This window comes from Streptomyces fumanus (assembly GCF_014655295.1).
GTDB classification, from domain to species: Bacteria; Actinomycetota; Actinomycetes; order Streptomycetales; family Streptomycetaceae; genus Streptomyces; species Streptomyces fumanus.
In genome coordinates this window covers 111,508-124,945 of the sequence record NZ_BNBI01000011.1, presented here as the reverse complement: position 1 = coordinate 124,945, position 13,438 = coordinate 111,508, and the positions used below count along the sequence as shown (strand labels likewise).

General features: G+C 71.3%; 12 protein-coding genes and 1 tRNA gene. 3 read left to right on the top strand and 10 right to left on the bottom strand.

Annotation, left to right across the window (positions count from 1 at the left end; all coding sequences use genetic code 11):
• Positions 1-130 precede the first annotated feature (130 nt).
• Positions 131-204, bottom strand: a tRNA-Met gene (locus tag IE316_RS24550).
• 52 nt (positions 205-256) lie between these two features.
• Positions 257-3,232, bottom strand: coding sequence for a UPF0182 family membrane protein (locus IE316_RS24545; protein WP_190206822.1), 2,976 nt, complete (start codon positions 3,230-3,232; stop codon positions 257-259).
• Between the two features lie 165 nt (positions 3,233-3,397).
• Between IE316_RS24545 and IE316_RS24540 the strand changes: the two genes are divergently transcribed.
• On the top strand, positions 3,398-3,940 hold the full coding sequence (locus tag IE316_RS24540; protein WP_190206633.1) for a PPA1309 family protein: 543 nt from the start codon (positions 3,398-3,400) through the stop codon (positions 3,938-3,940).
• Between the two features lie 9 nt (positions 3,941-3,949).
• On the opposite strand, the gene IE316_RS24535 is transcribed toward IE316_RS24540, so the two are convergent.
• The 4 genes from IE316_RS24535 to IE316_RS24520 all read right to left on the bottom strand — a co-directional run bounded on the left by IE316_RS24535 (position 3,950) and on the right by IE316_RS24520 (position 7,152).
• Entirely contained in the window at positions 3,950-5,044 is a 1,095-nt protein-coding gene (locus IE316_RS24535; RefSeq protein ID WP_190206632.1) for a YlbL family protein, read from the bottom strand.
• Positions 5,045-5,101: 57 nt separating this feature from the next.
• Positions 5,102-5,266 carry a hypothetical protein gene (locus tag IE316_RS24530; RefSeq protein WP_190206631.1) on the bottom strand — a complete coding sequence of 55 codons (165 nt, stop codon included), beginning with the start codon at positions 5,264-5,266 and terminating at the stop codon, positions 5,102-5,104.
• A gap of 174 nt (positions 5,267-5,440) precedes the next feature.
• Positions 5,441-5,899, bottom strand: a complete 459-nt coding sequence (locus IE316_RS24525) for a molybdenum cofactor biosynthesis protein MoaE (protein ID WP_190206630.1) — start codon at positions 5,897-5,899, stop codon at positions 5,441-5,443.
• 140 nt (positions 5,900-6,039) lie between these two features.
• Entirely contained in the window at positions 6,040-7,152 is a 1,113-nt protein-coding gene (locus IE316_RS24520; RefSeq protein ID WP_190206629.1) for an SDR family oxidoreductase, read from the bottom strand.
• Between the two features lie 193 nt (positions 7,153-7,345).
• Between IE316_RS24520 and IE316_RS24515 the strand changes: the two genes are divergently transcribed.
• Positions 7,346-8,773: a zinc-dependent metalloprotease gene (locus IE316_RS24515; protein ID WP_190206628.1), complete on the top strand. Its 1,428-nt coding sequence runs from the start codon at positions 7,346-7,348 to the stop codon at positions 8,771-8,773.
• Positions 8,770-9,285, top strand: a complete 516-nt coding sequence (locus IE316_RS24510) for an NUDIX hydrolase (RefSeq protein WP_190206627.1) — start codon at positions 8,770-8,772, stop codon at positions 9,283-9,285. Before IE316_RS24515 ends, IE316_RS24510 begins: the two co-directional genes overlap by 4 nt.
• A 126-nt stretch (positions 9,286-9,411) precedes the next feature.
• Here the strand turns inward: IE316_RS24510 and IE316_RS24505 are convergent, their stop codons facing one another.
• The 4 genes from IE316_RS24505 to IE316_RS24490 all read right to left on the bottom strand — a co-directional run bounded on the left by IE316_RS24505 (position 9,412) and on the right by IE316_RS24490 (position 13,397).
• Positions 9,412-10,167: an AIM24 family protein gene (locus IE316_RS24505; protein ID WP_190206626.1), complete on the bottom strand. Its 756-nt coding sequence runs from the start codon at positions 10,165-10,167 to the stop codon at positions 9,412-9,414.
• 17 nt (positions 10,168-10,184) lie between these two features.
• Positions 10,185-10,865: an AIM24 family protein gene (locus IE316_RS24500; protein ID WP_190206625.1), complete on the bottom strand. Its 681-nt coding sequence runs from the start codon at positions 10,863-10,865 to the stop codon at positions 10,185-10,187.
• Positions 10,866-10,879: 14 nt separating this feature from the next.
• A complete protein-coding gene (locus IE316_RS24495) occupies positions 10,880-12,649 on the bottom strand; it encodes a TerD family protein (RefSeq protein WP_190206624.1) in 1,770 nt (589 codons plus the stop codon).
• A 151-nt stretch (positions 12,650-12,800) separates the two neighbouring features.
• Positions 12,801-13,397 carry a M48 metallopeptidase family protein gene (locus tag IE316_RS24490; RefSeq protein ID WP_190206623.1) on the bottom strand — a complete coding sequence of 199 codons (597 nt, stop codon included), beginning with the start codon at positions 13,395-13,397 and terminating at the stop codon, positions 12,801-12,803.
• Between the last annotated feature and the right edge of the window lie 41 nt (positions 13,398-13,438).

The window sequence follows — 13,438 nt, the reverse complement described above, 5'->3', positions numbered from 1 at the left end:
ACAGAGAGACAAGTCAAACACAGATCGCCCAACTCCCGTCGGCGGCAGGGCCGTAGCACCTGGGTCGGTACACGCGTTCGCACATCACAAAGGCCCGGATCCCTTTCGGAATCCGGGCCTTCGCTTGCAGTAGCGGGGACAGGATTTGAACCTGCGACCTCTGGGTTATGAGCCCAGCGAGCTACCGAGCTGCTCCACCCCGCGCCGTTGTGTTCACCACCGTATCACGGCGCGGGAGGGCAGTTGACCAGCCGGTTCAGCCGCTGGAGCTGGGATCGGGACTCGGGCTCGCCTGGTCCCCGTCCTGGTCACCGCTCTTGCCGTCGCTCTTGCCGTCGCTCTTGTCGCCGTTCTTGCCGGCGGCGTCGCGGTCGGCCTTCGCCTGGGCGTCCTCCGCCCGTTGCAGCGCTTCCTCCAGGTCCTTCTGGGCCTCGCCGTACGCCGTCCAGTCGTTCTCCTTCAGGGCCTTCTGGCCGGCCTCGAAGGCTGCCTGGGCGTCGTCCAGCGCGTCCTGGACCGTCGGGTCACTGGAGGTCGGCGGCCGGGTGGTGCCGTCGTCGCCCTGGTCCGGCGGCTCGGGCGTCGCCCCCTCGGCCCCGAAGACCTTGTCGAGGGCCTCGTCCAGCGTGTCCTCGAAGGCCGTCTGACCGCCGTAGGTGACCAGCACCTTGCGCAGCAGCGGGTACTTCAGGCCGCCGCCGCGGACGTAGACCGGTTCGACGTAGAGCAGTCCGCCGTCGAGCGGCACGGTGAGCAGGTTGCCGTACTCGACCTCCGAGTCGCCGCCTCTGAGCAGCCTGATCGACTCGGCGATGTCCTGTTCGGAGTTGAACTGGCTCTGGACCTGTTTGGGTCCGTCGACGGTCGTGCTGGTCGGCAGTTTCAGGATTCTGATCTTGCCGTAGCCGCTGGTGCCCGCCTCCGCGTCGACCGCCATGAACGCGCTGAGGTTGTCCCGCCCGTTGGGCGTGAACGTCGTCGTCAGCGAGAACGACTGCTGCTGCTGGTCGGGCATCTTCATGCTCAGGTAGTACGGCGGCACCGCGTCGCCCGACTTGTTGGTCGGGTCCTCCGGGACCTGCCAGACCTCGCTGCCGCTGAGGAACGTGTCCGCGTCGTCGACGTGGTAGCGGGTGAGCAGCTCGCGCTGGACCTTGAACAGGTCCTGCGGGTAGCGCAGGTGGGCCATCAGGTCGCCGGTGATCGCCGACTTGGGCTGCACCGTGTCGGGGAACGCCTTCATCCAGGTCTTCAGGACCGGGTCCTTGGTGTCCCACTGGTAGAGCTTGACGTCGCCGGTGTACGCGTCGACGGTCGCCTTCACCGAGTTGCGGATGTAGTTGACCTGGTTCTGCTGGGCCACCACCGCGCGGTTGTCGTTGGCCGCGGTGAGCGAGTCGGCCGTGGTGTCGCCGAGCGTGGTCCGGGAGGCGTACGGATAGCCGTTGGTGGTGGTGTACGCGTCCACGATCCACTGGATGCGGCCGTTGACGACGGCCGGGTAGGCGTCGCCGTCGATGGTCAGCCACGGGGCGACGGCCTCGACGCGGTCCTTGGGCGTGCGGTTGTAGAGGATGCGCGAACCGTCGCCGATCGCCCCGGAGTAGAGGATCTGCGGTTCGTTGAACGCCACCGCGTACGCGGCCCGGTTGATCGGGTTGGAGAGGTTGACCCCGCCGTCGCCCTTGTAGCTGGTGGTCTTCTCACCGCTGTCGTCGGAGTAGTCGATCTCCTTCTGGGGACCGCCGACGATCGAGTACGTGGTGGTCTTCTCGCCGTAGTAGATCCGCTGCTCGTACCGGGGCAGCTCGCCCTCGGAGGGCAGGTTGGACTCGGTGAAGACCGGGCGGCCCTCGGAGTCGACCTCGGTGCCCTTGGCGGCGACCACGCCGTAGCCGTGGGTGTAGCGGAAGTGGTTGTTGATCCAGTTCTGCTTGTCGACGCCCGCCAGGTTCAGCTCGCGCAGGCCGATGACCGTGTCCTGGTCCTGGCCGTCCTTGTTGTAGCGGTCGACGTCCAGGTTGTTGGGGAAGGCGTAGTACTTCCGCATCTGCTGGAGCTGCTGGAACGTCGGCGAGACGATGTTCGGGTCCATGATGCGGATGCTGGCGGCGTCGTCGACGTCCTTGCGCAGCTTCGTCAGGTCCTCGGTCTTGCTCTTGCCGTCGTAGTCGGTGACCTGGGTGCCGTCGATGCCGTAGGCGTCACGGGTGGCCTTGAGGTTCTTCTCGACGTACGGCGCTTCCTTGGCCTGCTCGTTGGGCTGGACCTGGAACTTCTGCACGATCGCCGGGTAGAGGCCGCCGATCAGGATGGCGGAGAGCACCATCAGGCCGAAGCCGATCACCGGCAACTGCCAGGTGCGGCGCCAGAGGGTGGCGAAGAACAGCAGCGCGCAGATGACCGCGATGCAGAACAGGATCGTCTTGGCGGGCAGATAGGCGTTGGCGTCGACGTACCGCAGGCCCGTCCAGTTGTCCGTGGCCTTGAAGTCGCTGGACTTCACCGCCAGCCCGTACCGGTCGAGCCAGTACGCGACCGCCTTGAACGCGACGAAGACACCGATCAGCACCGACAGGTGGCCGGTGGCCGCGGCGGTGGCGCGGGCGCCGGGGCTGGTGACGCGCAGCCCGCCGTACAGGTAGTGGGTGAGCGCGGCGGCGATCACGGAGAGGATCACGGCGGCGAAGCCGAAGCCGAGCAGGAACCGGTACCAGGGCAGGTCGAAGGCGTAGAAGGCGACGTCCAGCTTGAACTGGGGGTCCTTCTGGCCGAACGGCACGCCGTTGACCCACATCAGCCAGGTCCGCCACTGGCCGGCGGCGGAGGCGCCGGCGATCAGGCCGACCAGGGCGGTGATGCCGAGCAGCAGCCACTTCTTGTAGGGCGCGATGCCCATCCGGTAGCGGTCGAGGTTCTGCTGCTCCATCGACATGGCGCTCAGCGGGGGGCGCAGCCGGTGGGCCAGCCAGATGTTGAACCCGACGGCGAGCGCCATCAGCAGACCGAAGACGAAGAACAGACCGATCTTGGTCCACAGCGTGGTCGTGAACACCGACGAGTAGTGGACCGACCGGTACCACAGCCAGTCCGTCCAGAATCCCGCGAACATGGTGAACGCCATGGCCAGGACGGCCAGCACGCCCAGTGTCATCAGCAGGGTCCGGACCCGCCGGGACGGGCGTCCCACTCTGATCCGTGGCCCCGTCGGGCCTCCGCCGCGGTCCGGCATCTGGAAAGCCAAGGTGCGCACCTCGAAGTTCGCTGTCGATTCCGTCAGGCCCTAGGGTTCAAGGGCCCGCCGTGCGCCCCCGTGCTCGTGGGCCCACACTTAAGCAACTTACTCATCGTTTACTCGGTTCCCGATTCCGGCCCCGAACGAGGCAGGATTGTGACCATGTCCAACACCCCCATGGCAGCGAGCCCGCTCACCCGGGCCGTACTCGAGATCGACGAGTACGTCTCCGGCCTCGGCTGGGACCAGCCCGCACGCCTTTTCGCCCTCGTAGACACCGCCCGGCTGCAAGCCGAACAGCCCACGCTCGCCGACCGGCTCGGGCTGGCCGACGAGGGCGAGTCGGCCGGCCTCACACCGATCGAGCAGGACGAAGTGCCAACGGACCGGCCGCTGGACGAGTTCCTGGGCACCATCGCCTGGCCCGACGCGGTGGCCGGCTGCGCGCTGTCGGTGGAGCGGCTGATGCTGCCGCCGTCCGCCGAGGCGCAGGTCCCGCAGGGCCTGGGCGAGGCCGAGCTGGCGCGGTGGGTGGCGGACCACCCGGAGCGCCAGGAGGTCCGTATGACGGTGGCCGTGCTGCGCGACGGCGCCCGCGACTCGGCGCTGCGGCTGCGCGAGAAGGACTCCCCGACGGAGGTCCTCACCGGCTCCGATCTGGTCCCGGGGCTGGCCGAGGCGCTGGCGGCGACGTTCGCCGAGTAGCCCCGCGGCTCATCCGGCGGAGCAGGACGGCAGGCCGGCGGTGTCCCCGGAGCGGATGTCCTTCAGCGCGCCGAGCGCGTCGCCGATGGTGCGCACCTTGACCAGGGTGAGGCCGTCGGGGGTGTCCTTCGCGGCGGCGGCGCAGTTGTCGGCGGGCGTCAGGAAGTACCGGGCGCCCTTGTCGCGGGCGCCGACGGTCTTCATCTCGATGCCGCCGATCGGGCCGACCTCGCCGGCGTCGTCGATGGTGCCGGTGCCGGCGACGAACTCGCCGCCGGTGAGGTCGCCGGGCGTCAGCTTGTCGTAGATGCCGAGCGCGAACATCAGTCCGGCGCTCGGCCCGCCGACGTCGGCGAGCTTGATGTCGATGTCGAACGGGAAGGTGTGGTCGGTCCCGGCGGAGATCCCGACCACGGCGCGCCTCGCGCCGTCGTCGTGGGAGGCGGCCGTGGTGATGGTGACCTTCTCGGTGACGGTCGCCGCGCGGTGTTCCTTCTCGGCGGCGGCCTGCTCCTTGGCGGGCACGACCGTGAAGACGACGTCCTCGCCGGGCTTGTGCTTCGTCACCAGCTCGGCGACGTCCCCGGGCTGCTTGACCGCCGTGCCGTCGACGGACCTGATCACGTCTCCGGCGTGCAGCCTGCCCTCGGCCGGGGAGTCCTTGACCACGGTGGAGACCACCACCCAGGACCGCACCGGGATTTTCAGGGCCTTCAGCGCGGCGACCTTGGCGCTCTCCTGGGACTGGCTGAACTCCTCGGCGTTCTCCTGTGTGGACTGCTCCTCGGTCTTGCCGTCCGGGTAGAGCGTGTCGTGCGGGACGATCTTGTTGTCGTGGGCGAGCCAGCCGTAGACCGCCTCGACCAGGTTCATCTTGTAGTCGGCGCTGGTGACGCGGACCGTGGTCATGTTGAGGTGGCCGCTCGCCTCGTACGTCTTGTGCCCGGTGATCTGCAGTACCGGTTCGCCGTCGTGGTCCCCCAGCGTGTTCACCGTCGGCCCCGGGGACATCTCCGCGTACGGCACGGGGATGAACACTCCCGCGCACAGGAGCGCGATCAGCATCAGGGTGGAGGCGAGCATCGTCGCGGTGCGGCGTGGCATGGCACGACAGTACGGGACGTGTCTGTCAGCGCTCCGTCAGGGCGCCGGGGTGGTCGCTCAGGTCCGGGAGTGCGACTTCTCCATGGCCTCGCGGAAGCGGGCGTACCCGTCGAGTTCCGGTCCGTCGCCGCGTATCTTGCGGGTGCGGTTGGCCCAACTGCCCCACAGGCCCGCGACGATCCCGGCCACCAGCGGAATCAGCAACCAGGCGAGCGCCGCCATGCCGACCTCCCAACCCCATTGAGCGTCCGCGTATGACTGATCAGCAGATTAACCATCCGCAGTGACAACGCTCACGCCGGGGGGCCGGTTACGCAACCGGACGGCGCCCGGGCGCCCCTCAGCAGGCGCCCACCCGCCCTCCCGTCGCCCGGCCACCGCCCCTCGACGACGGCGCTACGCGCCGACCCATTCGTCGGTTCCGTCCGCGAAGGTCTGGTGCTTCCAGATCGGCACCTCGTGCTTGAGGTCGTCGATGAGCTTGCGGCAGGCGTCGAACGCCTCGCCCCGGTGCGGGCAGGAGACGGCCACCACGACGGCGAGGTCGCCCACCCGGAGGTCGCCCACGCGGTGTACGGCGGCCAGGGCGCGCACCGGGTACTCGGCGGCGACCTTCTCGGCGATCCGCCGCATCTCGGCCTCGGCGCTGGGGTGGCAGGAGTAGCCGAGCCGGTCGACGCCGGTGCCGCCGTCGTGGTCCCGGACGGTGCCCACGAACAGGGCGGTCCCGCCGGCGGAGGGGTCCCCGACGGCCCCGAAGACCTCGTCCACGGAGAGCGGTGTGTCCCGGATCGCGATCAGCTTGACCGGGTCCTGCGCGGCGCGCTCGCCGGGGTGCTCGTTCATGGCTGCCATGCGCCCATCGTGCCCCACGGCACGGACCTCGCGTCAATGGCGTGATCGACCGGTACGCGCGCGTGCCGCCTCGGAGCCTCCTACAGGCGCCGGCCGCCGCGCGCGTGCCGGCCTGGAGTCTTCCTAGGGCACCGGTCCGCTCAGATGCGCCGCCGGGCCTTGCGGGCCCGCCGGACCACCGCGGCGGCGCCCAGCAGCGCCACCGTGGCGCCCGCGGCCCCGGCCGCCGTCGCGTCCTTGCGGCCGAGCCGCCGTCCGGCGACCGTGTGCCGGCCGGCGACCTCCTTCAGGAGTTCGGCCAGCACCTCCTCGTTGGTGTACTTGGGCCGCCACCCGGCGTCGTGCAACTGGCTGCCGCTGACCACCCAGGGGTACATCGTGTAGGCGAGGTCCCCGGCCGGGGAGGGCGTCAGGCCGATGCGGTGCAGCCGGGCCGCCGCGCCGAGCGCGACCGCCGAGGGCAGCTCCATCCGCCGGATGCCGCTCAGCTCCTCGACCTCCTCCTGCTCCAGCCACCCGTCGCAGCCCACGGCGAGCTCGCCGTCGACCTTCTCCAGGGCCGCGTACTCCAGGGCGGTGCACAGGTCCTCGACGTGGCAGAACTGCCAGGCGGGCCGCGACCCGGCCACGACCAGCAGCCGGGGCGACTCGAAGTACCTGGTCAGGGCGGTGTCGGTGCCGCCGACCAGGACGGCGGGGCGGACCACGGTGACGTTGAGTCCGGGGTGCGCGCGGGGCGCCCGACGGGCCAGCCGCTCGATCTCCAGGAGGTCGCCCACGCCGGTGGCCTCGGCGGTGGCCCGCAGCTCGGCGTCCTCCGACAGCGGCAGCTCGTTGTCCGGGAGCGCGCCGTAGACCATCGCGGACGTGCAGAGCACGACCCGGTGCACCCCGGCCGCCGCCGCGGCGGTCAGCACGGTCTGGGTGCCCCGCACGTTGTAGGCCGTCCGGGCGGTGGCGTCGGTCTCCAGGTCCAGGTCCAGAGCGAGGTGCACCACCACGTCGGCGCCGCGCAGCTTGTCGGCGATGGCCGGATCCCGTACGTCCAGGAGGTGCCATTGGGCCGTCGCGCACTCGCCGCGCCGTTCGTCGATCGCGAGGACCCGCTTGACCTCGTCCGACGCGGCCAGCCGCTCGGTGAGCAGCGCGCCGACCCCGGACGCGGCGCCGGTCACCGCGACGACGGGTCCGCGCGCCACCGCGCCGGTTGACTGGTTTCGCGCTGCGCGAACCTGCGGATTCGGGGAACTCACCGGGCGTCTCCAGCGGTTGTCTTCAGTACGGTCGCGAGTGACGCGTACGTACCAGGTGGCATCCATCCTGCCGCAGGCCGTCAGTCGGCGAAGCACCGAGGCCCGATCCGCCCCGGGTGTCTACGCTGGGTGGTGAATGTCGGGCAGCCGTGCCGCCGGAGAGAACCGGCGGCCCTACCAGCCGAGGAACCCCGTGAGTGACACCCCATTCGGATTCGGCCTTCCGCCGGAGGAGCCGGACGACGGCGACGAGGGCAAGAAGAAGGACCAGCAGAGCGGCGGTGGTCAGGGACCGGCCAACCCGTTCGGTTTCGGCCTGCCCGGAGCCGGAGGTCTTGGCGGCCCCGGTGCGGACAATCCGTTCGCTGCCATGTTCGGTTCACTGAACCCCACCGACCTGGGCGCCGCGTTCCAGCAGCTCGGCCAGATGCTCTCCTACGAGGGCGGCCCCGTGAACTGGGACATGGCCAAGCAGATCGCCCGCCAGACCGTCGCCCAGGGCGCTCCGGACGGCACCAAGGACGCCAGCGTCGGCCCCGCCGAGCGCGGCGCCGTCCAGGAGGCCGTGCGCCTCGCCGACCTGTGGCTGGACGACGCCACCGCGCTGCCGTCCGGCGCGGGCTCCGCGGTGGCCTGGAGCCGCGCGGAGTGGGTCGAGGCGACGCTGCCCGCCTGGCAGGAGCTGGTCGACCCGGTCGCCGAGCGCGTCGGCACCGCCATGGGCGACGTCCTGCCGGAGGAGATGCAGGCCATGGCCGGCCCGCTGATCGGCATGATGCGCTCCATGGGCGGCGCCATGTTCGGCACCCAGATCGGGCAGGCCGTCGGCGTGCTCGCCGGGGAGGTCGTTGGCTCGTCCGACATCGGCCTGCCGCTGGGCCCGGCCGGCAAGGCCGCCCTGCTGCCGGCCAACATCGAGCGGTTCGGCAAGGACCTGGGCGTCCCCCAGGAGGAGGTGCGGCTCTACCTCGCGCTGCGCGAGGCCGCCCACCAGCGCCTCTTCGCGCATGTGCCGTGGCTGCGCTCGCACCTGTTCGGCGCGGTCGACGGCTACGCGCGCGGCATCAAGGTCGACACGGCCAAGCTGGAGGACGTGGTCGGCCAGTTCGACCCGCAGAACCCCGAGCAGATGCAGGAGGCCCTCCAGCAGGGCATGTTCCAGCCGGAGGACACCCCGGAGCAGAAGGCGGCCCTGGCCCGGCTGGAGACTGCCCTGGCGCTCGTCGAGGGCTGGGTGGACGCGGTGGTGCATGCGGCCGCCAAGCCGCGGCTGTCCTCCGCCGACGCGCTGCGCGAGACACTGCGCCGCCGCCGCGCCTCCGGCGGCCCGGCCGAGCAGACCTTCGCCACGCTGATCGGGCTGGAGCTGCGTCCGCGGCGGCTGCGCGACGCCTCCCGGCTGTGGGCGTCCCTGACGGACGCGCGCGGCGTGGACGGCCGGGACGGCCTGTGGGCCCACCCGGACATGCTGCCGACCGCCACCGACCTGGACGACCCGGACGGCTTCGTCCACCGCGAGCAGCTCGACTTCTCCGAGCTGGACAAGATGCTCGGCGAGGCCGCCGACAAGCCCGATCTGAAGAAGCGGGACCAGCGGGACGAGGGCGACGGCGGCGAGTGAGTCTCCACGACGACGCGGTCCTCGTACTGAAGGGGTACGAGGGCCAGGACGAGCTGCGGCAGGTCTACCTCGACCATCTGGCCGCCCACCCGGACGGCATGTGGAAGGCGTGCGGGGACGGTCACATCACGGCGAGCGCCCTGGTGGTCGACCCCGCCCGGGAGCGGGTGCTGCTGACCCTGCACCGCAAGCTGCGCATGTGGCTGCAGATGGGCGGCCACTGCGAGCCGGAGGACGCCACCCTGGCGGCGTCCGCGCTGCGCGAGGGCACCGAGGAGTCCGGCATCACCGGCCTGACCCTGCTGCCCGGCGGCCCGGTACGACTGGACCGGCACCACACGCCCTGCGCCTGGCACCTGGACGTGCAGTACGCGGCCCTGGCCCCGCCGGGGGCCGTCGAGGCGATCAGCGACGAGTCCCTGGACCTGCGCTGGTTCGGTTACGACGAGGTCGCGGAGGTGGCCGACGAGTCGGTCGTACGGCTGGTGGCGGCCACCCGGGCGAGGCTCTGACCGGGCCCGGGCAAGGGTTCCGCCCGCGCGGGGACCCGTACGGGCAAGGGTTCCGCCCGGGCGGGGACCCGCACGGTAAGGGGCGACCACCTGGGTGATCGCCCCTTACCCCGACCGGCCGGGAGGTCAGCTCCAGACGTTGCCCTGGTTCTGTCCCCGGGCGCCCTGCTGGCCCATGCCGTACTGGGCGGCGAGGCCCGAGCCGATCACCGCGTGCTGCGGCGGCAGCAGCTCACTGGGCTGGACGAGCGCGAAGCCGCTGCCCATGAAGCTCAGCTCCCAGCCCTCACCGGTGCTGCCGCGCCGCCGCCACACCCCGGAGGAGTGCGTCTGGGCCTGCATCTGCACCCGCAGACCGGTGGACCAGGCGACGATCGCGTCGGCGTCGCAGTTGACGTACGTGTCCGGCGTGACCCGCATCAGCAGCGGGGCGCCCGAGGTCATCAGGGCGACCCGGCCGCGCCCGGTGATGTTGAGCTGGTACTTCCCGGAGCCGGAGATGCCGTACAGGCTGTCGACGGCGATGACCTCGTGGTGCAGGGACGAGTCCATCGCCAGCACATAGCCGCTGTCGACGGTGAGGCCGTCCGGCTCGACCTCCATCACATGGACGTGCTGGGCGAGGTTGGCGAAGTAGACGGTGCCCTGCCCGTGGCAGCGCATCAGGTCCAGGCCCTCGCCGGTGCGCGCACGCGCGCGTGCCCGGCCGCCGCCCTGGTACTCGGCGTCGAACTCGACGAGCCCCTGGTAGGCGACCATGGTGCCCTTGCGGGCGAGGATGTCGTCGTGGCCCTCCAGGACGACGCGGAGCATCTGCTGGTTCTGCAGGCTCCAGCGCTCCTGGGTCTGCTGGTCGTTGTAGGCGAAAAGCGGGCTCTGCATGGTGGTTGTGCTCCCCCTCAGCCCCGGACCCGGAGGCGGTCGGTGCTGTCCTCGCTGGGCTGGACGACGACGATGCCCTGACCGGAGAAGGCCATCTGGTACGCCTCACCGCTGCCGCGGCCGATCAGGGACTGCGCCTTGAAACTGCGCTTGCCCTTCACCTTCAGGTTCGGGGACCAGGCGACGAGCGCGTCCGGGTCGACGTACGTCTCGTCCTCGCCGCCGCCGCAGTCGACGACGATCGGCTTGCCCCGGGAGGTCAGCGCGACCCAGCCCTGCCCGGAGATCCTGGTGTTCCACAGGCCCTGCCCGGCGAACTTCGCCAGGCCCTTGACCCGCTCCACGCCCCAGGTGAGGTGCGCGTCGAAGGCGAGCAGGTTGGTGGCGTTGACGGAGATCCCGTCGCCGTCGAGGTTGATCACGACCACGTCGGCGCCGTAGTCGGCGAGGTAGAGCAGACCGTCGCCGGAGCACTTCATCAGGGGCGCGCCCTCGCCGGTCATCCAGTCCTTGGCGATCTGCCGCACGGCCGGCGGGTTGGGCTCGTACTGGATGAAGCCCTCGTAGGCGATCATCGAGCCCACGCGCGCGAAGAGGTCGTGCCCGGTCTGCAGGGCCACCTTGAGCATGTGGTCGCCGTGGTTCTCCATGCGGGCGGTGACGGGTGCGGGGGCGTAGCCCGCGAGCGGCTGGCTCATCTCGGGCCCTCCCTTCAGATCTCGTACGGCTGGACGACGATGAAGTTGCCGGGCGCTCCCCGGAACTGGAGGTTGACGCTCTCGCCGGTGTCCCCGGCGTAGGAGTTCCGGCGCATCCGCACCTGGCTGGAGACGACCACCTGGGAGGCGGCCGACCAGGCGACGACCGCGTTGCAGTCGGCGAACGTGGTGGGGGTGACCGGCAGGACCACGGGCGTGCCGTGCGTCTTGACGACGATCGTGCCGGTGCCCTGGAACTGCATGGTGAACAGCGCGCCGCCGGGGATGCCGTGGCCCTCGATGCGGCGGACCTCGTAGGTGAGGCTCTCGTCGAACGCCAGCACGTTCTCGGCGGAGACGCAGATGGCGTCGCCCTGGAGCTCGATGGGGTGCAGCATCGTGGACTGCTCGGCGAGGAAGACCTGTCCCTTGCCGGTGCAGCGCATCAACTGCATCTCCTGGCCGGTCGCGTTGCCCACGACGCGGCCGGCGAATCCGGCGCCCTTGTAGCTGAAGTCGACCTTGCCCTGGTAGAGCACCATGCTGCCCTGGCGGGCGAGCACGGGGGTGCCGCCGATGGCGAGGTCGACGCGGACCAGCTTCCCGTTCTGCTGGGTCCAGCGCTGGCCGGTGGGCGTCTCGCGGAACCGCTGGAGCGCGGCGGTGACACCGGCGCCCTGGGGGGTTCCCTGAGGGATGCCTTGGGGGATGCCTTGGGGCACACCGCCTTGCGGCGGGATGCCCTGGGGGGCTCCGTAGGGGGCCTGCTGGGCGTAGGCGGGCGGGGGTGCGTAGGACCCGTGGGGTGCCTGTGGTGGCTGCGGTGGCTGTGGTGCCTGCGGTGGCTGGTGCGGGTGCGGGTATTGCTGGTGCTGTGTCTGGGGCTGGCCGTAGCCCGGGGGCAGCGGGGCCGTGGGGGCGGGCTGTCCGGGGACCTGGTCGTGCGGCGCGGGTGCCGGGGGCGGGACGGGGGCGCCGCCGGGCGGGGTGGGCATCGGCGCGACGACGGTCGGCGCGGCGTGCACGGGGGGCGGCTCGGGCGCCGGCGGCGGGGGCGGGGTGGCTCCCGGCGGGGGCGCGAAGACCTGCGCGGCGGGCTGCGGCGCGGGGGGCGCGGGGGCCGGCGGTGCGGTGGCGGGCGCGGGGGTGCCGGGGACGCCGAAGGCCGGGGGCGGGGTGGCCGGGGCGGGACCGGGGGGCGGGGCGAAGCCGGGGACGGAGCCGGGCTGGGGCTGCTGGGGCGCGGACGGTTCCTCCTCGGCGACCTCGCCGCCGAAGTTCCGCAGCAGCGCCTCCAGGCCGCCGTCGAACCCCTGTCCGACGGCCGCGAACCGCCACACGTCCTTCAGGTAGAAGTCGCCCAGCATCACGGCCCGCTCGGTGGAGAACTCCGAGCCGTCGAACGGGTACCGGGCCACTTCCTCGCCGCCCGCGACGATGCGGAGGTATCCGGGGCCGATCTGCGACATCTGCCCGGCGCCGTCGATCGTCGCCGTGAAGGACAGCTTCTGGATCCGCGGCGGGATGCGGTCCAGCGTGACCCGGAAGGACTCCGTGTCACCCGCCTGCGCGCCCAGGAGCTGGATGGCCTCCTCCGGGGACTTCGGCTGGTTGAAGAAGACGAAGTACCGGTCGTCCGAGAGCCGTTCGTCGGCGTCGAGGCCGAAGCAACTGATGTCGAAGGTCAGCCCGGGACCGGAGATCTGCACGCCTACGTACAGATCGGTGCCCGCGGTGAGGTCACTGATCCTGGCCTTGTGACCGCGTTGGAATTCCCTGGCCATGCGTACGACCGTCCCCCGTCCCTGATGTGAGTGCGTCGCGCCAGGCTAACCGCAAAGTCCGACATCGGCCGATGTCGGTACGGACCCGGTACAGAACCTCCGTCCGGCCGTGCCGCACGCACGCGTGGGGACGGTCCCCGGGCGGCGTCCGCTACCGCTCGCGGGCGCCGGGCACCTGCGGCAGCCGGTCCGCGGCGACCACCCCTTCGAGGTACCCCCGGGCCCGCTCGGTGCGCGGATAGGCGTCCAGCAGCCGCCAGAAGCGGGGGCCGTGCCCGGGCACCAGCAGGTGCGCCAGCTCGTGCAGGAGGACGTAGTCGACGACGTACTCGGGCATGCCCTGGAGGCGGTGCGACAGCCGGATGCTGCCCTCGGCGGGGGTGCAGGAGCCCCAGCGCGTGTTCTGGTTGGTGACCCAGCGCACCGAGCTGGGCCGCGCGCGGCCCTGGAAGTACTGGGCGGACAGCCGCTCGGCGCGCTCGGCCAGCTCGGTGTCGCCGAGGACCCGTTTGCTCTCCTGGGCGGCCAGCTTGTCGAGCATGACGCTCACCCAGCGCTGCTCCTCCGCCTCGGACATCCGGGCGGGGATCAGCACGACGGTGCGATCGCCCTCGCGGTACGCGGAGACCGTCCTGCGTCGACGGGTGCTTCTGCGGACCTCGATCGCGCTCGTGCCCGAGCCGCCGCTCGGCGGACTCGTCGGCACGCGCGGTGGCGTTCCGGCGCGGTGCAGTGGGTCGGCGGACACGCCCCGACGTTACCCGCTGCGCACGGGAGAAGTCCCGACTC

Excerpts from the sequence above, each read along its gene's own strand:
- IE316_RS24545 (WP_190206822.1), bottom strand. The coding sequence starts at position 3,232 with ATGCCGGACCGCGGCGGAGGCCCGACGGGGCCACGGATCAGAGTGGGA.
- IE316_RS24540 (WP_190206633.1), top strand. The coding sequence starts at position 3,398 with ATGTCCAACACCCCCATGGCAGCGAGCCCGCTCACCCGGGCCGTACTC.
- IE316_RS24535 (WP_190206632.1), bottom strand. The coding sequence starts at position 5,044 with ATGCCACGCCGCACCGCGACGATGCTCGCCTCCACCCTGATGCTGATC.
- IE316_RS24530 (WP_190206631.1), bottom strand. The coding sequence starts at position 5,266 with ATGGCGGCGCTCGCCTGGTTGCTGATTCCGCTGGTGGCCGGGATCGTC.
- IE316_RS24525 (WP_190206630.1), bottom strand. The coding sequence starts at position 5,899 with ATGGCAGCCATGAACGAGCACCCCGGCGAGCGCGCCGCGCAGGACCCG.
- IE316_RS24505 (WP_190206626.1), bottom strand. The coding sequence starts at position 10,167 with ATGCAGAGCCCGCTTTTCGCCTACAACGACCAGCAGACCCAGGAGCGC.
- IE316_RS24500 (WP_190206625.1), bottom strand. The coding sequence starts at position 10,865 with ATGAGCCAGCCGCTCGCGGGCTACGCCCCCGCACCCGTCACCGCCCGC.
- IE316_RS24495 (WP_190206624.1), bottom strand. The coding sequence starts at position 12,649 with ATGGCCAGGGAATTCCAACGCGGTCACAAGGCCAGGATCAGTGACCTC.